31 protein-coding genes and 6 pseudogenes are annotated in these 25176 nt (G+C 39.9%); 8 read left to right on the top strand and 29 right to left on the bottom strand.

All coding sequences use genetic code 11. The features are described from left to right. Positions 1-117: 117 nt before the first annotated feature. Positions 118-378, bottom strand: a complete 261-nt coding sequence (locus ABZ559_RS05290; RefSeq protein WP_367007460.1) for a metal-sensitive transcriptional regulator — start codon at positions 376-378, stop codon at positions 118-120. A gap of 109 nt (positions 379-487) precedes the next feature. On the opposite strand from ABZ559_RS05290, the gene ABZ559_RS05285 reads away from it, so the two are divergent. Beyond that, positions 488-811: a rhodanese-like domain-containing protein gene (locus ABZ559_RS05285; RefSeq protein ID WP_367007459.1), complete on the top strand. Its 324-nt coding sequence runs from the start codon at positions 488-490 to the stop codon at positions 809-811. A 9-nt stretch (positions 812-820) separates the two neighbouring features. Next, on the top strand, positions 821-2476 hold the full coding sequence (locus ABZ559_RS05280; protein WP_367007458.1) for an FAD-dependent oxidoreductase: 1656 nt from the start codon (positions 821-823) through the stop codon (positions 2474-2476). A 129-nt stretch (positions 2477-2605) separates the two neighbouring features. On the opposite strand, the gene ABZ559_RS05275 is transcribed toward ABZ559_RS05280, so the two are convergent. The 5 genes and pseudogenes from ABZ559_RS05275 to ABZ559_RS05255 form a co-directional block, all read right to left on the bottom strand. Next, positions 2606-2902: a hypothetical protein gene (locus ABZ559_RS05275; RefSeq protein WP_367007457.1), complete on the bottom strand. Its 297-nt coding sequence runs from the start codon at positions 2900-2902 to the stop codon at positions 2606-2608. Between the two features lie 49 nt (positions 2903-2951). After that, positions 2952-3341 (bottom strand): DUF5945 family protein, encoded by a 390-nt coding sequence (locus tag ABZ559_RS05270; protein WP_367007456.1) that lies wholly within the window; start codon positions 3339-3341, stop codon positions 2952-2954. Continuing rightward, positions 3338-3565 (bottom strand): DUF5965 family protein, encoded by a 228-nt coding sequence (locus ABZ559_RS05265; protein ID WP_367007455.1) that lies wholly within the window; start codon positions 3563-3565, stop codon positions 3338-3340. Before ABZ559_RS05265 ends, ABZ559_RS05270 begins: the two co-directional genes overlap by 4 nt. A gap of 53 nt (positions 3566-3618) precedes the next feature. Further along, entirely contained in the window at positions 3619-4695 is a 1077-nt protein-coding gene (locus tag ABZ559_RS05260) for a DNA primase (protein ID WP_367007454.1), read from the bottom strand. Between the two features lie 63 nt (positions 4696-4758). Continuing rightward, positions 4759-4998 (bottom strand): annotated as a pseudogene (locus tag ABZ559_RS05255) (recombinase); the annotation flags it as partial. Here ABZ559_RS05255 and ABZ559_RS05250 point away from each other — a divergent pair. The 5 genes and pseudogenes from ABZ559_RS05250 to ABZ559_RS05230 all read left to right on the top strand — a co-directional run. Then, positions 4998-5354, top strand: a pseudogene (locus ABZ559_RS05250) (chromosome partitioning protein ParA); the annotation flags it as partial. The pseudogenes ABZ559_RS05255 and ABZ559_RS05250 sit on opposite strands and share 1 nt — an antisense overlap. Before the next feature lie 97 nt (positions 5355-5451). Continuing rightward, positions 5452-5685, top strand: a complete 234-nt coding sequence (locus ABZ559_RS05245) for a peptide-binding protein (protein ID WP_020220349.1) — start codon at positions 5452-5454, stop codon at positions 5683-5685. Between the two features lie 48 nt (positions 5686-5733). After that, positions 5734-5829: a 23S rRNA methyltransferase attenuation leader peptide gene (locus tag ABZ559_RS05240; protein WP_001809736.1), complete on the top strand. Its 96-nt coding sequence runs from the start codon at positions 5734-5736 to the stop codon at positions 5827-5829. Between the two features lie 124 nt (positions 5830-5953). After that, on the top strand, positions 5954-6691 hold the full coding sequence (gene erm(B), locus ABZ559_RS05235) for a 23S rRNA (adenine(2058)-N(6))-methyltransferase Erm(B) (protein ID WP_002321849.1): 738 nt from the start codon (positions 5954-5956) through the stop codon (positions 6689-6691). Between the two features lie 169 nt (positions 6692-6860). Next, positions 6861-7121, top strand: a pseudogene (locus ABZ559_RS05230) (topoisomerase DNA-binding C4 zinc finger domain-containing protein); the annotation flags it as partial. Between the two features lie 28 nt (positions 7122-7149). Here the strand turns inward: ABZ559_RS05230 and ABZ559_RS05225 are convergent. The 5 genes and pseudogenes from ABZ559_RS05225 to ABZ559_RS05205 form a co-directional block, all read right to left on the bottom strand. Continuing rightward, positions 7150-7311: pseudogene (locus ABZ559_RS05225) on the bottom strand (recombinase); the annotation flags it as partial. A gap of 54 nt (positions 7312-7365) precedes the next feature. After that, positions 7366-7557 carry a hypothetical protein gene (locus ABZ559_RS05220; RefSeq protein ID WP_001820669.1) on the bottom strand — a complete coding sequence of 64 codons (192 nt, stop codon included), beginning with the start codon at positions 7555-7557 and terminating at the stop codon, positions 7366-7368. A gap of 71 nt (positions 7558-7628) precedes the next feature. Then, positions 7629-7859, bottom strand: coding sequence for a PC4/YdbC family ssDNA-binding protein (locus ABZ559_RS05215; RefSeq protein ID WP_367007453.1), 231 nt, complete (start codon positions 7857-7859; stop codon positions 7629-7631). Between the two features lie 76 nt (positions 7860-7935). Next, entirely contained in the window at positions 7936-8790 is an 855-nt protein-coding gene (locus ABZ559_RS05210; protein WP_000743701.1) for a ParB/RepB/Spo0J family partition protein, read from the bottom strand. Positions 8791-8797: 7 nt separating this feature from the next. Beyond that, a pseudogene (locus ABZ559_RS05205) lies at positions 8798-9412 on the bottom strand (plasmid recombination protein); the annotation flags it as partial. Positions 9413-9526: 114 nt separating this feature from the next. On the opposite strand from ABZ559_RS05205, the gene ABZ559_RS05200 reads away from it, so the two are divergent. After that, a complete protein-coding gene (locus ABZ559_RS05200) occupies positions 9527-9673 on the top strand; it encodes a hypothetical protein (protein WP_367006399.1) in 147 nt (48 codons plus the stop codon). A 102-nt stretch (positions 9674-9775) separates the two neighbouring features. On the opposite strand, the gene ABZ559_RS05195 is transcribed toward ABZ559_RS05200, so the two are convergent. The 18 genes and pseudogenes from ABZ559_RS05195 to ABZ559_RS05110 form a co-directional block, all read right to left on the bottom strand. Next, positions 9776-10135, bottom strand: a complete 360-nt coding sequence (locus ABZ559_RS05195) for a hypothetical protein (protein WP_367006401.1) — start codon at positions 10133-10135, stop codon at positions 9776-9778. Between the two features lie 47 nt (positions 10136-10182). Continuing rightward, complete coding sequence (locus tag ABZ559_RS05190) at positions 10183-10599, bottom strand: hypothetical protein (protein WP_367006403.1); 417 nt, start codon at positions 10597-10599, stop codon at positions 10183-10185. A gap of 635 nt (positions 10600-11234) precedes the next feature. After that, positions 11235-11822, bottom strand: a pseudogene (locus ABZ559_RS05185) (GH25 family lysozyme); the annotation flags it as partial. Positions 11823-11827: 5 nt separating this feature from the next. Continuing rightward, positions 11828-12007, bottom strand: a complete 180-nt coding sequence (locus ABZ559_RS05180) for a holin (protein ID WP_367007452.1) — start codon at positions 12005-12007, stop codon at positions 11828-11830. An 11-nt stretch (positions 12008-12018) separates the two neighbouring features. After that, the gene (locus tag ABZ559_RS05175; RefSeq protein WP_273414525.1) at positions 12019-12354 is read right to left on the bottom strand and encodes a hypothetical protein; all 336 of its coding nucleotides are present in this window, start codon (positions 12352-12354) and stop codon (positions 12019-12021) included. Positions 12355-12370: 16 nt separating this feature from the next. Beyond that, positions 12371-12625, bottom strand: coding sequence for a hypothetical protein (locus ABZ559_RS05170; protein WP_367007451.1), 255 nt, complete (start codon positions 12623-12625; stop codon positions 12371-12373). Further along, positions 12606-13055, bottom strand: a complete 450-nt coding sequence (locus ABZ559_RS05165; protein ID WP_367007450.1) for a DUF1617 family protein — start codon at positions 13053-13055, stop codon at positions 12606-12608. The genes ABZ559_RS05170 and ABZ559_RS05165 overlap by 20 nt, the downstream gene beginning before the upstream one ends. Positions 13056-13066: 11 nt before the next feature. Beyond that, entirely contained in the window at positions 13067-16966 is a 3900-nt protein-coding gene (locus tag ABZ559_RS05160) for a phage tail protein (protein WP_367007449.1), read from the bottom strand. Positions 16967-16978: 12 nt separating this feature from the next. Further along, complete coding sequence (locus tag ABZ559_RS05155) at positions 16979-17821, bottom strand: phage tail domain-containing protein (protein ID WP_367007448.1); 843 nt, start codon at positions 17819-17821, stop codon at positions 16979-16981. A 15-nt stretch (positions 17822-17836) separates the two neighbouring features. After that, positions 17837-22237, bottom strand: a complete 4401-nt coding sequence (locus tag ABZ559_RS05150) for a phage tail tape measure protein (RefSeq protein ID WP_367007447.1) — start codon at positions 22235-22237, stop codon at positions 17837-17839. Between the two features lie 19 nt (positions 22238-22256). Continuing rightward, on the bottom strand, positions 22257-22430 hold the full coding sequence (locus ABZ559_RS05145) for a hypothetical protein (protein WP_367007446.1): 174 nt from the start codon (positions 22428-22430) through the stop codon (positions 22257-22259). A 131-nt stretch (positions 22431-22561) separates the two neighbouring features. After that, positions 22562-23026 carry a tail assembly chaperone gene (locus ABZ559_RS05140; protein WP_367007445.1) on the bottom strand — a complete coding sequence of 155 codons (465 nt, stop codon included), beginning with the start codon at positions 23024-23026 and terminating at the stop codon, positions 22562-22564. A 62-nt stretch (positions 23027-23088) separates the two neighbouring features. Continuing rightward, a complete protein-coding gene (locus ABZ559_RS05135) occupies positions 23089-23664 on the bottom strand; it encodes a phage major tail protein, TP901-1 family (RefSeq protein WP_367007444.1) in 576 nt (191 codons plus the stop codon). 14 nt (positions 23665-23678) lie between these two features. Continuing rightward, positions 23679-24038, bottom strand: a complete 360-nt coding sequence (locus ABZ559_RS05130; RefSeq protein ID WP_367007443.1) for a hypothetical protein — start codon at positions 24036-24038, stop codon at positions 23679-23681. Positions 24039-24047: 9 nt separating this feature from the next. Then, entirely contained in the window at positions 24048-24392 is a 345-nt protein-coding gene (locus ABZ559_RS05125) for an HK97-gp10 family putative phage morphogenesis protein (protein WP_367007442.1), read from the bottom strand. Further along, on the bottom strand, positions 24389-24667 hold the full coding sequence (locus ABZ559_RS05120) for a hypothetical protein (RefSeq protein ID WP_367007441.1): 279 nt from the start codon (positions 24665-24667) through the stop codon (positions 24389-24391). The genes ABZ559_RS05125 and ABZ559_RS05120 overlap by 4 nt, the downstream gene beginning before the upstream one ends. Next, positions 24664-25014, bottom strand: coding sequence for a phage head-tail connector protein (locus ABZ559_RS05115; protein ID WP_367007440.1), 351 nt, complete (start codon positions 25012-25014; stop codon positions 24664-24666). Before ABZ559_RS05115 ends, ABZ559_RS05120 begins: the two co-directional genes overlap by 4 nt. A gap of 17 nt (positions 25015-25031) precedes the next feature. Continuing rightward, positions 25032-25175 carry a hypothetical protein gene (locus ABZ559_RS05110; RefSeq protein WP_367007439.1) on the bottom strand — a complete coding sequence of 48 codons (144 nt, stop codon included), beginning with the start codon at positions 25173-25175 and terminating at the stop codon, positions 25032-25034. Between the last annotated feature and the right edge of the window lies 1 nt (position 25176).

Here is a 25176-nt window from a genome sequence, read left to right as displayed (position 1 = left end):
AGGGGGACTTTTTTGATACATCGCTAAAAGCTTTTCGGAACCACTAGCACAGCTAGTGGTTTTCGTGAGACAATAATAAAAAACAGTGGTCCTTTTCCACTGTTTTTTATTAGTTTATTATTTTTTTACAATTAGCTTGATAGCTTCTTGCAAACGCGCTTCTTGTTCCTCGGGATTATCGGAAGGATTCTCTATGCAGGATTGAACCTTTTGCGCAATCACTAAGCCCATCATACTATTGATACTGGAGCGGACGGCACTTAATTGTGTCACGATATCAATACATTCTTGCTCTTCCTCAATCATTTTCTGAATGCCACGAAGTTGCCCTTCTGCCCGTTTTAATCGATTCATTAATGTTTTTTTATTTCTGTTCATAATTATATCGTACCGCTAGTTTTACCAAATGTCAATTCTAAAACTTGACAATCATTCCACCCATTTGTTATATTTTATATACCCTATATGGTATAAAGGAGAATCTATCATGTTTAAACAATTACTATCTGGACTTTTCTCTACCGGTGACGGCCTATCAATCTCGGATGTCACTCAAGCATTAAAAGAAAAGAACACCGTTTTATTAGACGTCCGTGAAGTTGATGAATTTACAAGTGGTCATATTCCACAAGCTATCAACCAACCTCTAAGTCAACTCGAACAATTCAAAGGTGATAAAAACAAACACTATATTATCATCTGTCAATCTGGTATGCGTAGCCAACGAGCGACAGATTACCTAACATCCCAAGGCTATCAAGCGGTCAATGTAAAAGGCGGCATGAATGCTTGGACTGGTGAAATTATCTAGGAGATTCAAATGAAAATTATTATTATTGGTGGCGTTGCCGGAGGTATGTCGGCTGCAACACGACTTCGTCGTCTTATGGAAGATGTGGAAATCATCGTATTCGAAAAGGGACCTTATGTTTCCTTTGCTAACTGTGGCTTACCGTATCATATTTCTGGGGAAATAGTAGAACACGATAGCTTGCTACTCCAAACGCCGGAAAGTTTGAAAAAACGATTTAATCTAGATGTTCGCCCCTTCCATGAAGTCGTTGGAATCGATGCTGACAATCAAACTGTGACGGTCAAAACACCTAGTGGCGAAATCTTTGAAAACTATGACAAACTGATTTTATCACCAGGTGCCAAGCCAGTCATTCCACCACTTGAAGGAATTTACGAAGCTGACAATCTATTCACGCTTCGAAACGTACCTGATTTGGATAAGATCATGACTAAACTAACCCAAATCGAATCTGGTCAAGCAGTTGTTATCGGTGCTGGATTTATCGGTCTGGAAATGGCTGAAAATCTAGCCTTAAAAGGACTGAATGTCACTCTTATCGAACAAGCTCCACATGTTTTACCAACCTTTGACTTGGAAATGGCACGATATATTGAGTCTGAATTAGCTAGTAAAGGGGTCAATGTTATAACTGGGCAGTCTGTTACTGCATTTCGTGAAAAGGGACACAGCTTAGAACTATCAAACGGCAAAACTCTGTCATCTGATGTTACTATTTTATCAGTTGGTGTTGCCCCAGATAGCCAGTTGGCCAAGGAGGCAGCTATTGAGTTAGGTCTTCGTGGAGGGATTCTCGTTGATCAGAACTACCAAACTAGTCAAAATAATATTTACGCAGTTGGTGATGCTATCGTCGTCAAACAGGAAATTACTGGTCAAGACGCCCTCATCTCCTTAGCTTCTCCTGCTAACCGTCAAGGACGACAAGTAGCGGACGTTATTGCTGGACTAGCTCGCAAAAACAAAGGTTCAATCGGAACAGCTATTGTGAAAGTCTTTGACTTAGCTGCCGCTTCAACAGGATTAAGCGAACGTACTGTTCAATCCCTCGGCTATGAATATGCCGTTGTTCATACTATTGGAAAAAACCATGCAGGTTACTATCCAGGTGCAACTGACATTGTTCTGAAACTGATTTTCTCACCAACTGATGGAAAAATCTTCGGTGCTCAAGCAGTTGGTCAAAAAGGAGTCGACAAGCGGATAGATATCCTTGCCACTGCTATCAAGGCTGGACTGACGATTTTTGATTTACCAGAGCTAGAATTAACCTACGCTCCGCCATTTGGCTCTGCCAAAGACCCTGTTAATATGATCGGCTATGCTGCCATGAATATCGCTGAAGGTATCAGCCAAAATATCCAATGGCACCAGCTAGATGAGGAACTGGCTACTGGAAAAATCTTGCTAGATATTCGTAATCCTGGTGAAGTCGAAAGTGGACAGTTCAAAGAGTTTCTTCACATTCCTTTGGACCAACTCCGTGAGCGTATTGGCGAACTAGATTGTTCAAAAGAATATATCGTCAGCTGCCATAGTGGACTGCGTTCTTACATCGCTGAGCGAATGCTGAAAGAACGCGGATTTAGCGTTAAAAACTTAGATGGGGCTTATTCTCTATATAAGATGGCACTGCCAGGAAATGTTACTTTTCCAAAATGAGAATTAATTTTCAACTCACTTGTGTTTACAATACAAGTAAGCATGATAGAAGATCAAAGTGAATTTTCAAAATAGACACGATTCAACGATGACACATATTTCAAAAAACAGGCCAAAATAATTGGTCTGTTATTTGTTATTATTGCTCTCTCGCCTACTCTGTCTAAATCTTTCAATGTTTTTCTCCAACTGCTCAGTATTCAGTTTATTTTTCGCTTCCTTGATTGACCTATCAAGACTTTGATCCTCGTCGGTTATAACGCTTTGAGATAATTCAACGCTCGTATCAGGCTTAAAATTTGTATCAAAAACCACATCTAGGAGTTGCTCTACTTTAGTTAATTCACTATCTGACATCTCTGATAATCGATGAATCAGTTGTTTAAATCGGTCTTGATTCTGTATTTTCTTTTGAAAAAATCTCATTATCTTCTCCTTACATTGTAAAAAGGTAGCCCGCATAGGACTACCTGACTTATAAATCATCAATGGCTACTGAAATAGCCTGTAACTTTTTATTTTGGATTTTCTTTTCATCAATCAATTGATGAAGTTCTTCAATTTGCTTCTGACAGGCGGAAATATCCTTGTTGTTTTGTGCAATGGTGTCTGCCAAGTGCTGTTTGTAGTCACTTGTGATATTTACTTTCTTCGGCTGACTTTGTTTAACTTTTGATTCGGGAGTCTGTACCTCTTTAGATTTTGACTCCTTTTGTTGCTGTTCAAAAGCAGCCACATAATCTACTTCTTCAATTGGTTTTTCATCCGGTTTATGGAAAAGTGCTGCGATTTTAGCTCGTTCTTCATGGGAGGATGTTGGTTTCACATCATCTAGTGGCTGATCAAAATTCCATGTTTTACTCATTCTGTATCCTCATTTCTGTAATTGGTGTGTAGTGTGGTTTCTTTACCAAAGGCTTGCTCTAGTGCTTCATGAAATGACAACTGACTTGATTGTTGCCGTTTGATAAATGTACTGTACATTGCAGTTTGTAGTTGGTCACGATAGTGTTCCAGTTTCTCCGTCTCACGTGAGACCTTTTCTTCTTGCCTAGCTACTTTTTCAGCTAGACGTTCAATCACACTCATAGGGTGTCCTCCTTGTCACATTCTAGATTATGATAGCGGACTTGATTTTGTTATCACAATTCCATAGCACTCTCTCGTTTTGGTGGAGGATGATTCTTAATGGCTTGTATCTGGGCTGACTGAATAAGATTGCTTAAGGATTTTTCTTTCTGTTGCTTCACAATATCATTCCAATCTGACTTTGTTTCAAGTCCCTGCAATGGTGGTAAATCTTGAACGATTGGAAGTTCTTTATCTAACAATTTTTGACAAAATTCTCTTCCTGCTTCATCGTTATCAACAGCCATTGTTATGACGTTTGAATGAGTTTGAAAAAAGATTGTTGTCTCTTGTATTGCCTGAAGATAATGGCTAAGTCTGCTTGGTTTTACTGTATCTAGAAATGCTATTTTCCCCTGTTCTTCTGCTGCTAGACGCAAGGTCTGATAAGCAATCACAGAAAGTTTTAAGCCTTCCATTGACACCAGGCGAACATCGGATAATTGCTTTTGGTGAAGCTGATAATAACTCATCATATCGATAACGGATTCACAAAAAATGAGTCGCTTGGGATTCCCAATATCGAAACTAATACCAACATGGCCATGAGAGCCTTTCATGATTTTTTTGAGATAGCCTCGATCATGTCTTTCTTCATTTTTGACGAGACCTTGTAGGTTTGCTGCCTGTAAGGCCCCATTATGGTCAAAGCTTTTAAACACTAATACTGGCTCCGATTGAAAAGTAGCTTGAGCAAGCAGTCCTTGTCTACCAAAGGTATTAATAGTCTGATCACTTAGACCCCGAATGTCTTTTAAGTAAATACGTGCTTTCTGAAAGGGTTCTTCACGCAAATAATAGTGAAACGGTTGATAAACCTCTTCTATTACTTTGGTCTGTTCAAAATCTCCAGTTTCAAGATAGGATACAGCCTCTTTGAAAGAAACACCTGCCACTAATTGAACAAAGTCTATCACATCCCCTTGTATATCTCTTGAAAACCATTTGAAAGTATTGGTATCCGCAAAAATCCGAAAGGAATCATGGTCTGGGTGTTCATAAATGTGTCCTGATAATCGTCTGAAGGAATAACCCAGACTTTCAGCCACATCTAAAATGGCCTTTTGTTTTACTGCTTTAATTCGTGTCATCTTTCCTCCCTATCAAAAAAAGCAGAAGACTGTCTCCTGCTAGTTGTTCTCGCTTGTCGTAGTTCAGTCGGTCATTTTTTGCGGACAGTTCATACATGCTATCCTTTTCTGTTCTCTGCTCCTGCGTTTGCTCTCGTTTGATTTCTCCCTCCGTATCTTCTTGGCACAAGCAGGACAATACCTTGATGCACCAGAGCCCGGGACATATTCAACGCCGCACACCGTACAATTTTTAGCGGGCATTGCTGCCCACCGTTTTGTAGGTATGATATGTAATTCATCGACAAAGCCGATGAATTTATATGATCCCTTTACAAGCAGAAGAAGAAAGTACAAACAACATTCAAAACTATATTTCCTATTTGATTGATTTACAAGAACAGTTTAACCCTGGACTAGATATGATCGGTTTTGTTCCTTATTTAGTTGATACGGACAGCACAACGATAAAATCAAACCTGGAAGAACTGTACAAGCAACATAAAGAAGATAACTTGGTTTTCCAAAATATTATCAAGCGAAGTAATAAAGTAAGTACCTGGTCTAAAAACGGCATTACAGAACACAAAGGCTATGACAAAAAAGTTTTATCTATGTATGAGAACGTATTTTTTGAAATGCTTGAGCGAATCATTCAATTAGAAAACGAAAAAGAATAGAATCACAAATCACAAGTGATTAATCACAAATCACAAGTGATTTGTGATTGTTGATGATAAAATAAGAGTAAGAAGAAATAGAAAGAAGTGAGAGATCGTGGGAAATTTAGGCGCACAGAAAGCAAAACGAAATGATACGCCAATCAGCGCAAAAAAAGATATAATGGGGGATAAGACGGTTCGTGTTCGTGCTGACTTGCACCATATCATAAAAATCGAAACAGCAAAGAATGGCGGAAACGTAAAAGAAGTTATGGAAATAAGACTTAGAAGCAAACTTAAGAGTGTGTTGATAGTGCAGTATCTTAAAATTTTGTATAATAGGAATTGAAGTTAAATTAGATGCTAAAAATTTGTAATTAAGAAGGAGGGATTCGTCATGTTGGTATTCCAAATGCGTTATCAAATGCGTTATGTAGATAAAACATCTACTGTTTTGAAACAGACTAAAAACAGTGATTACGCAGATAAATAAATACGTTAGATTAATTCCTACCAGTGACTAATCTTATGACTTTTTAAACAGATAACTAAAATTACAAACAAATCGTTTAACTTCTGTATTTGTTTATAGATGTAATCACTTCAGGAGTGATAACATGAACAAAAATATAAAATATTCTCAAAACTTTTTAACGAGTGAAAAAGTACTCAACCAAATAATAAAACAATTGAATTTAAAAGAAACCGATACCGTTTACGAAATTGGAACAGGTAAAGGGCATTTAACGACGAAACTGGCTAAAATAAGTAAACAGGTAACGTCTATTGAATTAGACAGTCATCTATTCAACTTATCGTCAGAAAAATTAAAACTGAATACTCGTGTCACTTTAATTCACCAAGATATTCTACAGTTTCAATTCCCTAACAAACAGAGGTATAAAATTGTTGGGAATATTCCTTACCATTTAAGCACACAAATTATTAAAAAAGTGGTTTTTGAAAGCCATGCGTCTGACATCTATCTGATTGTTGAAGAAGGATTCTACAAGCGTACCTTGGATATTCACCGAACACTAGGGTTGCTCTTGCACACTCAAGTCTCGATTCAGCAATTGCTTAAGCTGCCAGCGGAATGCTTTCATCCTAAACCAAAAGTAAACAGTGTCTTAATAAAACTTACCCGCCATACCACAGATGTTCCAGATAAATATTGGAAGCTATATACGTACTTTGTTTCAAAATGGGTCAATCGAGAATATCGTCAACTGTTTACTAAAAATCAGTTTCATCAAGCAATGAAACACGCCAAAGTAAACAATTTAAGTACCGTTACTTATGAGCAAGTATTGTCTATTTTTAATAGTTATCTATTATTTAACGGGAGGAAATAATTCTATGAGTCGCTTTTGTAAATTTGGAAAGTTACACGTTACTAAAGGGAATGTAGATAAATTATTAGGTATACTACTGACAGCTTCCAAGGAGCTAAAGAGGTCCCTAGCGCCTACGGGGAATTTGTATCGATAAGGGGTACAAATTCCCACTAAGCGCTCGGGACCCCTTGTAGGAAAATGTCCTAAGTGTGGCAACAATATTGTATTAAAAAAATCGTTTTATGGTTGTTCAAATTATCCTGAATGTACCTTCACTTTAGCTGAACATTTTAGAAAGAAAAAACTCACCAAAACAAATGTAAAAGAATTACTAGAGGGAAAAGAAACCCTGGTAAAAGGAATCAAAACGAAAGATAGAAAGTCCTACAATGCCGTTGTAAAAATCGGAGAAAAGGGATATATTGATTTTATATCTTTCTCAAAATAAACATAAAAGCCCTTTAAAGAGGGCTTTTATACGTTTTTGCTATGTGCCATCCCTGCTTTTTCACATAATCCGTGAGGATGGATTTCTGTGTCGCAATGCTCGCACTCTCGTTATCCGTACCATCGTCTTTAGATAAGCGGCAATAAATGCCGACTAAATAGATTTTCTTTTCTTCTTTGATTCCTGCCATACTGTAAAACCTCCGTATCTGTCCTATCTGTTTTCATGTCCCATTGCGTACATTCTAAGCGGACAGCCCCTCATTGTCGAAGGTGTCGCCCTCGGCAATCTTCTTCCGAATATCCTCGGAGATAATCGGGACAAACGCTTCTGTAACGGTCTGTGTGCCGACATATTCACGGCTGATTATCATCTGCACAGGTGCTTTTGGCACGATACGCTTTCTCTTTTTATCTGCTTTCTTATCCTCGCCCATACTTAAATCTTCCTTTCCAGACAGGGCAGGGAAGAGTTTGGAAATGTCCCCGCCCTGCCAATCAGATACCATTAATCCTCGCTGTTTAATTCTTTCTGTAATGCTTTAAGGAGTGCCGCCGCTTCATCAGCGTTCAGCGTGATTCCCTTGCCGCACTTTTCACGGTTCGGGGAAAAGCTGCGGATGTCATATTTCGGCTCTCTCCCGTTCCATGAAATAAGATTGATTTCCTTTGTGTAGCCGCTGTCACTCGCAGACAATACGGCGATTTCCTTTACAATCTCATACTGGATTTCTTTCATTCCTTACCTCATTCTCCTTAAAATTCTGTCTTTCTTCTGTTCCAAATTCCTGCATTTACTTCCCGAAAAAAGAAGGTTAGCGGCTGTCCCTGCTCCGTTTTCTCTGCAACTCACGTTCCAGAAGTCGGATGATGGTTTCCTCCATCTGCTTCGGCGTTGTGTCCTTCGGAAAGTATTTTTTCAGTTTGCTTGTGTTGATTTTCAAGGTTTCTTTCTGGTTTCCCTTTTCCTCCGTCATAATGGAAAATATCATATCCATGTCAAGCTGCCCGCTCTGGCTCATGCTTTTCATCCGCTGTGCCTGTGAGAGTGAGGGCGTTGCTTCTTCGCTCTCCATCGTGGCAAAGAGATTTTCCTGCTCGTCTTTCTTCAAAAAGGACAGTTCCACCGCAGGTGTGAGGGCGATTTTCCCCTCGTCCACCATCTGCAAAATCGGCGGTATCAGTTCCGTCAGGCGGATAAAACGCTGGACGGTCATCCTGCCCACGCCGAAGCCCTGTGCCACTTTGTCGTCCGTCCGCAACTTCGTCACAACTTGTGACGAGGTTAAGTCTGTGCGGAAACCCTGCCGCTTCATGGCTTCGGATTTCATCCTGTAGGCAAACGCCCGCTCCGATGGCAGGATATTTTCACGCTGTAAATTACTGTCTACAAGGGTGATGATGGCTCGGTCACGGTCTAAGGGCAGGACAAATGCAGGCACGGTATTTATACCTGCAAGTTCGGACGCACGGACACGCCGCTGCCCCGCAATCACTTCATAACCGTTCCCGTCCTCTTTCGGGCGTGTGATTATCGGCGTGACAATGCCAAATTCCTTGATGCTTTCCGCTAACTCTGACAGCGTTTCATCCTCCACAACATGAAACGGATTGTCGGGAAACGGGTATAAATCTTTGGTCTTTAACACCTTAAAATCCTGTTTCTTCATTCACTTTTTACCTTTCTCTTGATTTGTTTCTGCCTGTTCTCTGTAATTCTTCCAACACTTCTGGCGGTATCTTTGAGAGCAGCCGCCCCATCTGCTCGTTGGTTCTCTGCAATTCAAATATCCTCTGGTTGGCTTTCTGCACCTTTAATTCCTGCTCGTACTTTTCATCACGCATACGCCCTGCATAGTCGGCTTCCTGCCCGATTTGCTCCTTTAAGCTGTCGATATACGCCTGCTGTCTGCCGATTTCCTTAGAGAATTTCTCCACTTCGGGCAGCCATGCGGCAACCAGTTCCAGAGCCTTGTCACGCTTTTTCCCTGCGTTAAAGGCGTTGATGTCGGACAGGGCAGACACGATTTCCCCATACTGCTTATCAAGCCTGCCGCCCAACTTATAGAGCCATGTGGGGACGTGTTTCCGCTTGGTTTCCATCGAAGATTGACCTCTCTCAAGCTGATTCCAACGTGAGGACATCCGCTCATGGTAGGCGGTCTGCCACTCCGACAGGCTCTTTTGATTGCCTAAAATTGTTTTGGCGGACAGCTTATTGTCTGGTGTAATCGGCACAAAGCAGAGGTGCATATGGGGCGTTCTCTCGTCCATGTGGACGACTGCGGAGAGGGGATTTCAGCGTCTAACTTAACAGGAATTAACCGAATCAAAAGCCAATAAAATCAGGCTTTTTGATTTTTTATTTGGTTAAATTTGGCTAATTATTGGGAAATTGGTGGGCGAATGGTGGGCGAATATTCCTTGAGTTATTCAGAAAAAACCTTAGCAAACTATGTCAAAGGTCGGACTGATATTGGCGGCATGTCTTTTGATAAAGTGATAAAGATTACTGCATACTATATTAGTTTAGATAATGGAAGTCCATTATAACCGACATTTTGCCAAAAGTCCGTTATAACGAAAACAAGCTCTAGGAGTTTCCTAAGGGCTTGTTTTATTTGAGTTCAAAAAAGCCCCAGAAATTGCTGGGGGTTAAGCGGTCATCAACACCTCTTCAAAAGAGTTTGTTGTTTCCGGTAATCTTATAAGTTCTTTTACACGTTCAAACCAAGTCTTCTTCTCTTCATCTTTTTTACTCTTAGATATATACGGAGAGTATCCCACAGTTTCAACCATTGCAATATTTTCTAATAACAGTTCTGTAAGAAAAATAATCGATAGTTTATAGTTCACAAAATAAGACAACAAGTATTTGACACCTATTTTTCTATCTTTTTCCTTACGAAACATATTGAAATGTAGTGAAAATAGAACAACTGGCAACGCTCCTACTCCAAGGACACTAAAATGAATATCATTCCTTGCCAAATAAGTATAAGTTTGAACTACCATAGAGAGATACCAAATTATCATAAAAATTATTAAGAAAGTCAGTAGTATCATTTTAATTTCTTCCTTCCCCTTTTGTAAGAAACGTTCGCGATATATTCACGACTTTTTAACTTATAGTGGGTCCTTCTTTTTTCCATATTTTCAAGAAACTCATCATTTGATGCTCTAACTACCCCTCTAGCAATACGTTTATTCTCTAGATCTTGAGGTGTATCAACTGTTCCAGATAAAACCGATAAAACGAGAACACCTAATGTTGCCATAAACGCTATAATAGTTTTCATCATAATCATGATAAAAGTAAAACTATTTGCTGAAAGATTAAGCTTTCCGAAATTATTACCAAATAAAAATACAATAACTATAGAAATAAATTCAATTTTTACAAGTAATGAAGTGATTTTAAAAATTTTTTCTTTGCCTTTATAATCTTTGTCAAGACACGAAATAATGTTATTGGCCATAAAAAGAATAGACGTAGAAGAAAAAGTAGCTAAATCTGATGTAGTGGCAAATGTTAAAAGACATGTACACAAGGAAACCCAGACTAATACTTGTTTTATGAATAAACGGCCAATCAATAACCTTATCCTCTCTTTATCTAATCAATTACATTATCACATATTTTTGTTTTTATTTCAATTTTTTTTATTTTTTAAACAAAAAACCGCCCAGATTTTCTCTGAGCGGTCATTTTCATCTATTCGCAGACTTGCACGATTTTACATCTGTTGCCATCGATGGCGGAGGTTCCTCATTTCTTTTTTGTTCTGGTCGCCTGCTGTTGAATCCGATGTTATTTTGTTTTAATTGTGTTGGCTACATTGTCAATAGCCGTTTTGAGCACGTTGTTTAATTTTTCGTCATCAAGCTTTTGTGAATCAATCAAACGATTAAAGTCGCCATCGTCTAACGTTAAATGCTTACAACCAGCCTCTTGTAGAGCTGTTACGGTACCAATGTCACCGATACCAAATATAGCACCATTTACACAGCCAATGTAACCTTGTTTTCCTGATTTTGAGCGCATTACGAAATTCATATAATCTTCCTCCTCGTCCTCTGACGTTTGTTCTTTTAGTGTTGATGACGTTGTTTGCTCGTCATCTAGCAATACAATATTTTTATCTAAACCGCCTGCAATACCCACAGACGTAAACTGCCACCAGCGGATGCCTTCCATACTCGGAAACACTGACCAAACAGGGTCTGGTGTTATCTCGTAGTTTGGATAGGCTGCAATCCACAAACTGTTTGGATATTTAGCAATAATCTGCGTATAATCCACATTTGCCAACGTAAACGGCTTATATGAGTAGTAGATAGGCTGATAGCCTGCTGCTTTGCATTTATCCATAAAAGCAAGTACAGCGTTAGTATTAGCCTGTCTGTTTCCGCTTGCGTCATCTTCATAGTCACAGACGAGGTAAGTCACTTTAGCTGGCAAGTTTGCGATAAAAAAGTCAGCTTCCGCCTGAGCTAGTGCCACATTGCCACCAAAACGAGCAAAGTGATAATAGCCAACACAGTTACTCGTCTGGGTCTGTGTGACCCGTACAGGACTTAACCAACCTGTACCCTCACTAACCTTGATAATTGTGTTACGAGTGCCAGCCGCTTGGCAAATCGCCGTTAAATCAGCCGCCTGATAAGCCGACACGTCGATAAAATAATCATTCTTCTTCATGATTATCACTCTTTCAAATCAGCCAGATTCATCAGCACACAGACAAGTCCAGAAAGGGCAACTGTAGAAGCAACTACTTGCCAGTTTACTTCTGAGATAAGAGCTGTTGAGCCAATTACCCCAAGCGCTGCCTGCGCCATCGTCTTAACGACCTTGATTCCTAGTTTTTTGATATAAGTTTTCATTTTCGTTTCTCCTAAGGCATCATCTTATAGTCTCTAACCTCATCTTTGAGTTCTGAGACCTGTTCTTTTAAATCTGCAATATCGTTGCGTGTCTCACTGGCCAAATTATTGACCGCTGTTGTCAAATGTTCCATGTGCCGTTGATTATCACTCGCAATTTGACGATTGGTTTCCATCAGCGCATCGTTAGTCTTTTGGAAATTGTTAATCAAGCGTTTAACATGAGAATTTTGACTGACAGCCATCGAGACAAGCAAAATCGCGAGAATGACAACCACCACCCCCGCAATCTTATCAATTGTCCAAGAGGCCTTGATAGCCTCCCGAACGATATCTTGTCCTGGCATCCAATCACCTGCCTAACTACTTACCTTCAACAGCTGCAGATTCGATTTCAGCCAAGATAGCATCTTCTACTTCATAGCGTTTGTCGCGAAATTCCTTTTCCTGCTTGCGCATTTCGAGTCGGTTTTTAGCGTACAAGTCTGCATTATAGACTGACTCATAAACTGTTGAGACACCATTCGAATCAATATCGACAGTGTACTGTTTAACGGTTTCATCGCCGATTTTCAAGTTGCCAACAAGCCGCGTTGTTTTAATTGTTTCTAAAGCCATAATTATTCTCCTTTTGTTTTTCAAATTGTTCTAAGAGGTCATCCACCAAGGTAACCTCATCCATAGTTAGCTCTTCCTCACATTCAGCTAGCCACTCCCAAAAAACTGTATAGCGTGCTTCGTACTCGCCAGCGTCCAGCACCACTTCTTCTTGCGACAGTTCGTTCAGTTGGTTGTTTACGTGCTCATAAGTCTCACCTTCTTTCAAAATGACATTACCATCATTGTTTTTAGCAAAAGAGCCATCATCATCGATGACGGCTGCTGCACTTAAAATATCTCGCTCATCTTGAGCATACTCATCAATCTTAGCCAAAACATGCTTATATAGCTTGATTTTACCCCGATTGATACGCATGTTTGAGATGTGCAATTTTTCCAAGATGGTTTTGAGGGTCAGTAAGTCTTTGTTTGTTAGTTTTAATTGCATTGTTTCTCCTTTTAAACTGGTCCGTACATTGAGTAAGTATAGGCTGTTTCAGTGGTTTTAACTCTATGCAATGTTGCTAAATTGTTATAAATATCGTTCAATATTTCTTTCAAACCTATATTACGATAGCTTGATAAATTGATATTCTTTACTCCACTAATTGTGTTCGAAATATTATTAATTACGATACCGTCCTTATCAGTGGCATTATACATCAAGGCCAACTCATCACCATACAAATTGACAGCGGTTGTGTTGTCGTTAGTATTCCAAATCTGAATACCAGCCGAACCATCATCCATTGCGACTTTTTTGTTTGAATTTGACATCAACGCAGTGTATGTTCCAGCCTTACCATTAATTGCACCTCTTCCGAAGACAAGGTATTGGATGGGTTGATCGCTAAACTGATTCTTAATTCCGACTGATTCATTATTCATTTCGATCCAGCCGGTTTGCAAGTTAAAATTAGTGACATTATTTAACGCCCCTAAAGTACCACCTTTAATAACGTTAGCGCTTAAACCATTTGTTGTAATATTGGAAGCATTAATATTAATAATATTTGCCTGACTAGCATCAATAGTGCCAATCTGTGCTGTTCCTATCTGTCCATTGCCAATCATGGCTGACTTAATCACACCACGATCAATCAAAGTATCCCCGGTGATGTGAGTCAGACGACCATCAATTAAGTTAGTTCCGTTTGCCAATAGATTTATTTGATTGAGTACAGCCCCACCACTTGTCAAATTTTTAACCGCCCAAGACCCGGCTAATTGAGAGACTGTTGTCGATACAGCTGACAAAGCTTCGTCGCTATCTTCAGGAGCTGGTGACCAATCCACTGACATTGAGCCTTTGACTAATCGTGTCTCATTAAACTCTAAAATAGTGTTTGAATTATCAACACGTAACTTAATTTGGGTAGCAGCCAACATCGCGGAGGTTAGCTCTATGGTAATCTTCTTGCTTCCGGCTTCTGGTACATAAATATCACCAAAACGTGCAACATAACCAGTTGCATTGTAAAATTCTAGACGATAGTTCGTGACAGATGTTGTCCCAGATTGTGGGCTATAGCGCTTCAAATCATACTGCAAAGTAACTCTATCACCTACAACAAAACCTAATTCAGCCATAGTCTTGCCACTAACAAGATTGTACCAATCAAACACTTTGTAATTTGTCACATTATCAACTACGATATAGGGATGCTTGGCGGTATTCGCAAGATAATTACGTACCCCAGCGCTTAGATTATCTACCCGATTAATCAGACTATTTGCGGTTTGGATAACCTGACTGATTGACTTGCCTTGCTCAGTAATAGTTCTTGTGTGACTATTAACTGTATCATTAACAGTGTGCAATGCTGTGACAGTTGCGAAATCTTCTGGGGCTGGTGAGTGATCTGTTAATAGCTTCCCTTTTTCAAGCTGAGGGGCTGTAACAATGATTTCTGTGCCAGCATGGATGTAAATATAAGCGATGCTTAATGTTTCTGCAATACTATTTATGGCAGTGAAAGAAATTCTTTGCCAACCATCCATTGCGAGTGATATTGTCCTTGATACACCAGTAGATGTATTACTTCCTGAATAGTATGCTTGTAAACGAACAACTGTTCCTTTTGTAGCTTTTACCCAATAAGAAAGCGTCCAATCTCCCTCTGAAATAGCAAAGTTATCTTGAGCAATCCCTGCACCCTGACCAGATATTTTTATTGCCTTTGAAACATATCCCGCTGGGAAATCTGAAATATCAATGCTAACCGATGAACCTGGTCCAGAATGTCGGAAAGTGCCGTCATTCCAATTTCCACTTCCTTTTTTCATTTCAAGCGAGCCACGGATGTAATTTCGTGAACCAATTTCGGTCGGTATCAATGCTTTTGTCTCACTAATCGTCCGACTAAAACTGTCTGCAGTCTCTTTGACTAGATTTTGGACAGTCGTAGATAGCGCATAAGGTTGCAAAGCACTACTTGTGATATACCCACGACCTGCGATGTTGCTATCTACCTGAGCTTCGGTCTGATAACCCTTGGCATTGATAGCCGCCTCTACCTGCGTACTTGTCAATCGTTGTTCAATTAGACCAGCTTGGGTGACTAATTGAGTCTCAGCCGTGGTCATACGACCAGTTAACCTATCAAAATCAGTTTTAGTGACTAGAGCTTTAATCTTATCATTAGCTACGCTTAAATCTGCTTGAGTTTGACTGATTTGCTGACTAAGATTATCTGTGGCCGTTTTATCGGCTTTGAGAGCGATTTTAGCAGTGGTCTGCTCAATCGTAGTCTGTTGACCTGTCACCGTGCCTTTAAGCTTGTCAAAATCCGTCTGAGAGACTTTAGAGGTGATTAGATTAGCAACATTGTCAACTTTTACATCTACTGACTTGATTTGATTAGTTAGAGTGGTCTTACTCAGCTCAACTAATCTGTTAGCTTCTGTGATGGCGTCAATCTTAGCTTGATTAGCTTGTGCTAACGCACCAGCAGCATCCAATTTAGCTTGATTACCTATTGTCTCAGCTTCTGTGGCTAAATTCTGCAAAGCGCCAACTTTGGTCAAAATATCAGCAACAGTACGATCATGCGCCTGTTGTTGCTCTGCGATTTGTTGGGTAACTTCTGCGAATTGGCTATCAACCTGTTCCTTGATTTGTTTGGCGTAATCTTCGCCTGTTACATATTCCCAATCCGCTCCGTTCCAACGATACTGCTTAACAACATCACCGACTGTCAAAAAAAGTAAATCACCGACATGTAACGTTCCTTTTGGCTCGTCTTTTGGAAAATCAGTACCTCTGAAAATACTATTTTTCCCATTAGCGGAAACAAGGGCTCTGTTAGCAACTTCTAAGGCATTCTGAGCGCTAGAAACAGCACTTGACGCCTGTTTCTTTGCCACGCTGTAACTTGCAGACTGTTTCTTAACAAACCCGATATCGTTACAAGTGACTGTATGTTTGATAAGTTGTCCTGTCACATCATATTCGCTAGTAAACGATACAATCCTGATTTTCTCTTGGAAACTAAGCGTCTCATTGATTGCCATGATGTAATCACCAGCAATAGGCTGAGTGTACTTGTAACCAGCCCGAGTCAAATCTTCAATATCTAGAGTCACACTGATTGTGTAAGAATTATCAACATTATTCTTTAAAACGGACAGCAAACTACTTTCTTTCGTGTACCGCTCATCAACAAGCGGTTCAGCTTCTAATCTGCCGTAGACTGATTCAAGAGGGCTAATATACTCAATTTCTAAGCGACCTTTTGAGTGGTCTTCGCTATCCTTCCAAGCTCCAAAACCTTTCTGATAAGTCACGAAGTCGCCAATATTCTTTTCAATTCCAAGTTCGTTTAAGTTAAAGTTTTTTCGAACTACTGTCGATAAGTCTGTGCCGACTCTTTCCAGAATACGGACAACTTTGCCATTAACTTGAAACTCCACACCAGTAGAGGTAACAATGTCATTGAATAGCGACAAGCGACTTTTGTACCCGAATGATTGCTTTTCAAAGGCTGGTATTTTAAGCAAAGAGTCAATAACATAGCTGTAACCACTGCCTTCAAAAATAAAATCAAGGTAAGCTTGAAACGTATGCGAGCCATCAGATAATTGACGGTGTAATGACGATTTATCGAAGTCCCAGAAAAACTGATGGACTGCATCAAAAGTAACTGAAACCGTTCTCCCTTCATCAATTGGTTTAGCATAAGTGACAACATAGTATTCATCGTTGAATCGTAATCGCCAGCCTCTTTCTATATGACTGATGACATAATCGCCAGTCACTATTTCGCCACTGAGAGACCTCTCTCCATTAACTGCATTAGTTGATTTAATAGTGGTTTGTGCACCATGCTCGATGTCATTCTCATCTAAAAATGTAATCAATTAATCACCTCCTCACTTGTATAGTTCAACAAAGTTCAAAATCTCAATAGTTCCATTAAAGTTGGTTTGATATGGAATTTTATGGTTAAGAGTTGGCTTAATTAAAAAATAAGCATAATTAGTTTTAGCGTTAACTGTGACATCATTTTTTGTCGTCTCAATGCCGGTCAGTTTAAACACATCACCAGCGTTGATGTTGCCGGTTTGCGTATAAGTAAACCTCTTACCACTGATTTCTAAATAAAAACTTGCTTGATTACCTGTTGATGTCAGCTTGACAACAAAAGGCCACTCCAATTGACTAAGTGTAGCCGTGCCATTATAATCAAAACTTCCATTAGATAATCTAATTGTTTTAGGAGTGGTTTGACCATACGGTAATTCAACTGTTGTAAATGTCATTGAGACATCGTATTTTAGACTATCTCCTGCTTTTCCAACAAAAACAAATGACGGTTCTCCACTGATAATCACTTTCCATCGATACTTCCAAGCTGTGTGTGACTGATTAAGTAAATCTAAATCTCCAGTCGTTTGACCAGGAATCTGAAAGTCATAAAATTCGGCATTGTTAGGATACATTTTAGTGATATAAAATGGCTCGTCGTCTAACAACAAGCCATTGATATCATCTTTTTTGGCCATAAAGGCTTGAATGGTCGTTACTGCAATGCGCCCTGTTACTTTAATTGCTTTAGTGGTAAAAGTTGCACCACCAAAGATTATTCCAGACCGCCCTTTAACACTTCGTGTATCAAGAGAAATCGAAGGAGCACTATCATCAATACCGATATTGTAAAAACCGTAATCAGATAATTTAACTGATTGAGTCCCCTTTGTAATCAATATATCCATTTAGTCGCCCCCTTCTTATGCATAATTAAAATAACCATTTTTCGCTTCTTCTCTAGCTTCTTTTTCTTTGACCGTTGTATAAATTTTATCGCCAACCAATTCAGTGTGTACTTCGAAGACTGGTTCTGACAAGCTAGTATTTTTCACTTCGTCAGATAGACTTTCTAATGATGAGTTGATACCCGAGTTGTTCACATTCCCTGACACTGCCATCGAACTATTAACACCCCAGTTTTGGTCAGTTACCGCCAAAGCGTATTCTTTGCTGATAGCATTGATTTCGCTAATCCAATCAGACATACCAATGGCGAAACCTTCACCAGTATAGCCACCTAAAGACTTCATTACACGAGATGGCGAGTGAATATCCATAGCCCTACGAATAGTAGCTGCGACATTGTTTGCAATGGTATTAGCAACCGAATAGATGTATCCAGCTGTTCCTGCTAAACCACTACCGAAACCATATCCTGTATTCATCCCTGCAACACGAGCGCCTGAAGCTGCTGAATTAAGAGCCGATACTACTCTGTTAGCACCGCTATGAGCATGCGAGACAGCATTACTCATCCCTGCAGATACCGCCGAAGATACAGAAGACATGCCAGATTTTGCGGTAGATTTCATCTTGTTAAAAGTACTGGTGAACGTTGAGTTCATCTTATTTCCGCCTGACTGAACAGCGCTAGAAACTTTAGTCATGCCACTGGTTGTTGCTTGTGCAACACCAGCCATCGATGTAGAAGCCGATGTTCTTGTTTTGCTAAAGTTGCTTGCCACACCGCTAGCCATACGCCCTGATGCCGCATTGGCTGATGCCGCCGCCGAATTAAGACCAGATGTCACATTGCTTGACAGACTGCTAGCTGAACTATTCGCATTTGCTTGCATTGCGTTAAAGTTTGCTGTAACACCGCTATTTGCCGCTTGTGCTGCGTTTGTGGCGTTTGCTTGTGCATTTTGCATATTGCTAGACACACCAGCTGACAAACTAAGCGCTTGATTAACAGCGCCAAGGTTCATGCTAGATGTTGCGGCGTTAACGCCGTTAGCCATGTTCTGTGCGTTGGTTGTGGCGTTTGTACTTGCTTGTGCTGTATTGGTATTAATACCATTAGCCATAGCAATGGAGTCGTTAAGAGTCTGAACGCTCATGATGCCAGTTTGTGCATTGACATTTGATGTCATCTGTTGTGCATTCGTCGTTGCATTCAGACTGGCTAATCCTGTGTTTTGACTGATGCTGTTAAGCATATTAGTTGTGTCAAGATTGGTTTGCAAACTCATTTGGCTAGTTGAATTAGCCACACCTAAAGCCATATCTTGTGCATCCACTTTGACTTTTTCTTTGCTAGAGCTAGACTTTCCTGTGATGCTATCCCACATGCCAGAAAAACCATTCTTAATACCATCCCAGACACCCTTTAAAGCGTTAGGAATAGCTTCAAGCATTGCTTTTCCAAGCCCAACAATCAGTTGAACACCAGCCACAAGGATTTGTGGAATATTTTTGATGATAGTAATAGCCAACTGTCCGACAAGCTGAATACCTGCTGCAATGATTTGTGGCAAAGCCTGAGCCAATCCAGATACTAAAGATTGGATAATTTGAACCGCTGACTGAACAATGTTAGGCAAATTCTGTAGAATACCTTGAACCAAACTGACAATAATCTGGATACCACCTTGCAAGATTTGCGGAAGATAGCTAACTAAGCCAGAAATAAACCCAGTGATAACCTGTGTAGCAATCTGCAACACTGTAGGCAACATCTGGATAGCTCCAGAAACAAGATTTTGGATAATTTCAATACCTTTAGAGATAATGTTAGGCATGTTAGCAGACAAGCTGGCTCCAAAGTTGTTGACAATAGATTGGGCTTGTTGTGCAATCAAAGGAATATTTTGAACAATACCACTAACCACATTTGCAATGAAGTTCATACCAACAGACAAGAGTTGTGGCAACGCACTAGCTATTGAACTGATAAAGGTTCCGATAACCGTTACAGCTGAACTAATCAAACTACCTGCATTTTGTCCAACCCCTTGAACAAGACTAGAAATCAATTGAACACCAGCTTGCACAAGCACTGGAAACATGACAGTTAACGCATTAGCAAACTTAGCAATCAAATCAGCTCCAGACGCTATCAAATGTGGAATTTTGCTAGTAATACCAGCAACCAGATTAGTGATAATTTGAGGTCCTTTAGTCGTTACTGTGTTTAGAAGCTGGTCAATCTGTGCGCCAAACTGACTGTTGATAAGGCCAAGACCAGCAACAACAAGACCAAGAATAGCAGCGGGACCGATTGAAGCAAGTGCTAAACTAGCAACGCTTCCTATCGCTGAAGTCATCCCGCCAAGCACTGATAGACCTGTACTTGCAGCATTACCGAATACACCGGCGAGACCTGTCATTCTTTTTGCTAAAACACCAATAAGCCCGCCAACATTACTAAAAGCAGTACTAAAAATGCCACTCAAAACTAATCCTTTAGTGCCTAAAGCACCTAGACCTGTACCTAGCAAACCTAAGTATTTAAGCGCAGGACCAAAAGCAAAAGCACCAACTAATCCTGCAATGGCAGGTGTTAGATTACTTACAGCATCTTGTGCTTTAGACATCTGGTCAGTTGTTAACTTAGTACCATTCAAAATATGGTCAAGAGCTGGTTCTAAAGCTGTTAGGGAATCTAAGAATTTTTGCAATCCAGCTGATTCACTAAATTTGCTAACTAACTTATCTAACCACTGAACTAAATCTGTCAAAATTGGTAAAACCGCTGTTCCAATTTTGATTTGTAATGTTTCAAATGAACCACTAAGATACTCAACAGCACCTTTTAAGTTATTAAGTTTTTCTTTAGCGACATCCGCAGCAGTTACCTTACTAATTGCAGCTTGCATGGCATCTGCGCCAGCAGCGCCCTCTTTCATCGCAATATTAGCGGCACGAATGGCATCAGTACCAAACATTGTCTTAAGAGCGTTCTGTTGTTGCTCAGCAGTCAAACCTTTCAAGCTATCTTGTAAGATTTGTGAGATTTCACTAAATGACTTAAGCTTACCTTCTGCTGTATAGAATTGGTTAGCACCATCAGCTGTAATAATTCCCAATTGTTGCATTTGAGCTGCCGCTTTATCGGTTTGAGGCGACAAATTCAAAAGCATTGTTTTAAGAGATGTACCAGCGTCAGAGCCTTTAAGACCGTTTTGTGCAAAGACTGCAAGAGCATTAGTTGTGTCATTGAACGACATACCAACACCAGAGGCAACCGCCGCAACTGCAGAAAGTCCGTATTTCAATTCGTGGACATCTGTCGCAGAGGCGTTCGCTGCACCCGCTAATTGGTTAGCTGCATCAGTAACACTTAAATTATCAGATTTGAAGGCGTTAAGCGCAGTTGAAGCAACTTCCGCTGCTTCTGTCAAACTAAGTTCACCAGCAGTTGCCAAGTTCAGGGCACCAGTCAAACCACCATTGAGGATAGCTGAGGTATCAACACCCGCCTTGCTCAACTCAGCAATAGCATCAGCAGCCTCACTGGCTGAGAATGCAGTATCTGCACCAGCTTTTTGAGCCGCCGCATTGAATTTCGCCATCGTTTCAGAGCTGGCACCAGTTAAAGCTTTGATGTTACTCATCTTCGCTTCGAAATCTGCTGCTTTTGAAACTGAACCAACAACCGTAGCCTTAAACCCTTGGAAAACTGCAAATGCCGCACCAAGAGCTGTAACCGTCAAAGTAGTTTTAGTAATGCTACTTCCTAGCTCGCTCATTTTTGAACTAACACCATTAAGTGCACTAGTTGCCTTACTAGACAAATTCGAAAAACCAGAACCAAGCGAACTAGCCATCCTTGTTGACAAATTAGTCACACTTGACATGATTTTGCCAGCAAAAGAATTGCTAATAGCACTAGCAGCACTGTTAGCCTTTGAACTTACAGTGCTAAAAGCCGAACTGAATTTACTAGCCATTGCACTTGCAGCACTAGAAACACTCTTTGCAGCACTTGTAAAGGCGTTTTTGATCGGTGCAGGTATTTTATTAGACGCTGCATTAACGCCACTCTGGATAGCTGTTAAAGCTGTATTAAACCCATTTTTTATGGGCTGAGGAATTTTTTCGCCGATAGATGCAGCGATTTGTTGGATTTTACCAAGTGACAGATTTAGCCCTGTAGAAAAGGCATTTCCAAGACGTTGACCCAGTGGTTGACCATTGCTGGCTAGTTGTGCCATGATTTGACCAACCATTCGAAATAAACTATTCGAACTGTTCACGGCCGCATCTTGCGCTTTTCTGAAGGCTGCTTGCGTACTGGCTTGGATTTGATTCATCGCCTGTTGATAGTCTTTGATATCAGCACCAACATAGGCAAAAATTGAGCCATCAAATTCTGCCATATAACTCCTCCTTTCTGTGTTATCTGTTCATGAAATGGTCATTAACCTTTTGCAGACGTTCAGCAAGACTGCTGTTAGCTGTTTGCTTATCGTCATTTGCATGAAAGGCTTGTTTAACTTTGTTTCTATCTTTCTTCTTAGTCAATTTACTAGTACTAACATGCTTAGCATTCATTGTATAGCGCATTTCCATAGCAAGCTCTGACAGATTTTCACGAAAATCAATCTGTCTGTAATGAAACCCCTCCAAAATCGCGTCAAGTTCCCATTTGTTACAAGAATAGATTGTTTCTAAATCCGTTAAACCAAGCCTTGCACACTCGATTAAGAGATTGCGTTTTTCATCTTGCCAATCATTTTTTCGATAGCCTTGAGTTGGATGTCGCTCACATCCTCTTGACCTTCCATGTACTCTAACGAAGTTTCCATGTTCGTGATATATTTCGAAATCTCTTCTTTGAAAAAACCTGATTCAACCATTTCTTCTTGGATTTCTTTGAAGAGGTCGTCAGTATCACTTGCTTCATTTTCTGTTAACCATTTTTCGATTGCAGAAAGCGCATCGTCTTCCGTAATCGCTTTAGAACCAGCTGTATTCGCTGCTAGCATAATCAAATCAACAATACCTTTATCATTCCGATTCAAAATGTTGTTAAAAAGTGTAGCGACACCATCGTTATTGCTTTCACCAGTTTCTTGATTTTGTGTTGCCAGCTTTTTGTTTGCTTTGTAACGTGTGCGATAATCGAACTTGATTTCAATGATTTTATTTTTTACTTTAAATTCCATAAGGCTAATTGTCTCCTAACTAAAAAAATAAAAGGCTGGATGTAATATCCAACCTCGATATATTAATCATCTGTTTTCTTGATGTTATCGTAATCACCAGTTGTTTCGCCCGGATTTTGATAGTCATAGACTTCATCAAGCAAAGCGATTTCTTCGGCAGTCAATGGGAATTTACCATTTTTTAGCTTACCGACAATGCTTGCAGTATAGCTAGCTTCGATAATATCTTCGACACCTTCACTGTACTCAATATCACCAATTTTAGCGTAACCGAATTTCGCAGGATAAACATCTTTACTTTGTTCGTCCTGAGTTTTGAGTGTCTCATCAACAAGAACACGCCAAATCTTAACTGATTCTCCTGTGTCGTTCGCTTGCTCAATAATTTCAATTGAAGGGTCTTTTGGTGCGAATTTAGTCGTCAATTCGATTTCATGACTAGTACTCGTTTTATCAAGCAAAAGACCTTGTTGTGTTTGTTCATCCGAATACTCAGCACCAAGTGTTAAACTGCCATCGGTACGATAAGCTGGTAAGATTGCATTGCTACCAATTTTAGCATGAATAGACTGAATGAAGTAAAAGACCTTCTTACCAGACAATGGTTTAGCAGTCGTTACTTTGATTTGTTCTGTCATGTAATTCTCCTTTTTCAATAAACAGTGTCAGACACAACAATAGAGACGTGATATACTTCACGCCCTATGCTGTTATCTGGAATAATGTTAGCTGTTGCGTTTCTACGCCCTAACGCTCTCAAAGCTTTTGATTTAACTTCCTCCGCATCAGTTCTGCTCGAACCATCTAGGAAGATGTCGATATTTACCGTGATATCCTCAATAACAGCCCCAGTTTGCGCTGTTTTTGATGTATCTGATGAATTAGACCCAATCACAATAAAAGGCTCTAGAACGTCTGAATTGGGCAATTTAAAATAGATTGGAATAGCTAACACTTCCAATCTATCGTGTAGTTCTTTTAAAAATAAAGTTGATGGTGAATAAGTTGTCATATATCACCTCTATTTGCTATAAATTTTGCGTAAATTACTGATTAGTTTAGGACGTTCAGCGTCAATAGCTGGTTTCAAAAAAGGCTGTGCACGCATTTTGCGAGTTCCTTTTTCAACATAGACAGCATAATGTTGCGGCGCTGTGACCTTATAAGTTAGATTGCCAGCCTTAGCCTGAAAAATGGTATTTTTAAGCGCGCCAGTGTCAACTGGAGCTTTTACTTTGGCCATACGTTCAATCCGTAAGCTAGACAATTCTAACTGTCTAGCAGTTGCAGTACGAGCTTGTTTGCCCTTGATAGCGAGTTGCCTAACCATGCGGTCAACACCTTTGATTTTAAACGATACACTCATAAATAAATTACCGTGTGATTATTGTGATGAATCTTGCCAGCAATCATTAATGTCTTATCGTGATATTTGACTGTTTCAAATCCATCATAATGACCTTTTAGGTATAACTTAAAGTTATCAAGACTGTACTTACCAAAAACCGCCATTTGTTCTTCGATGGTTAGTCCACCACGAAAACATGGTATCGGTTGGCTTTCTTTTTTGATAACCTTATCACCTAAAAAATCAGCTTCGGTCGTTTCGGTAATTAGAATAACTCTGTCAGCATATCTCATAAGATAAACACCCGTCCTGGTCGTGACTGCCCAGACTGTCCAAAAGCTTTTTGCAACATGTCATCATAGGGTAAAAACTCATTCTTATTGTCGTAGTAAGAAACTGAATGACCTTCCACGCTCTCTGACTGTGCCCCTTCTGAACCGCGTCTATTAAATCGCTTAATCACGCAATCCTCAAAGATAAAAGAATAGGCGTCATCTATTTCAGACACGCCATATTCTGCTTTGAAATGCTTAATCACACGCCTTAACAACATGTTTATCAATTCGTCCTGTAGATTATCAGTAATTTCTAAATCCAACTTAATATTTTGGATAATTTTAGCTTCGTCAAGTGGTGTCATAAGCACCTCCTGTCCTGCTATTCAGCAGCTTTCTTTTTAGATTCTTTTTTCAAAAAACCAGCTTTCGTGAGTTCAGCCTCGCGGTCACCATCGTAATTGTCGCCAATAACATAGATGACCTTGGTTTCTTTGTCACGAAAACCCGCAATAACTTCTGTCATA

The organism is Streptococcus sp. ZY19097 (genome assembly GCF_040731245.1).
GTDB lineage: Bacteria > Bacillota > Bacilli > Lactobacillales > Streptococcaceae > Streptococcus > Streptococcus orisratti.
Note: the sequence above shows the minus strand (reverse complement) of the source record. Positions and strands in the feature narration are given on the sequence as shown.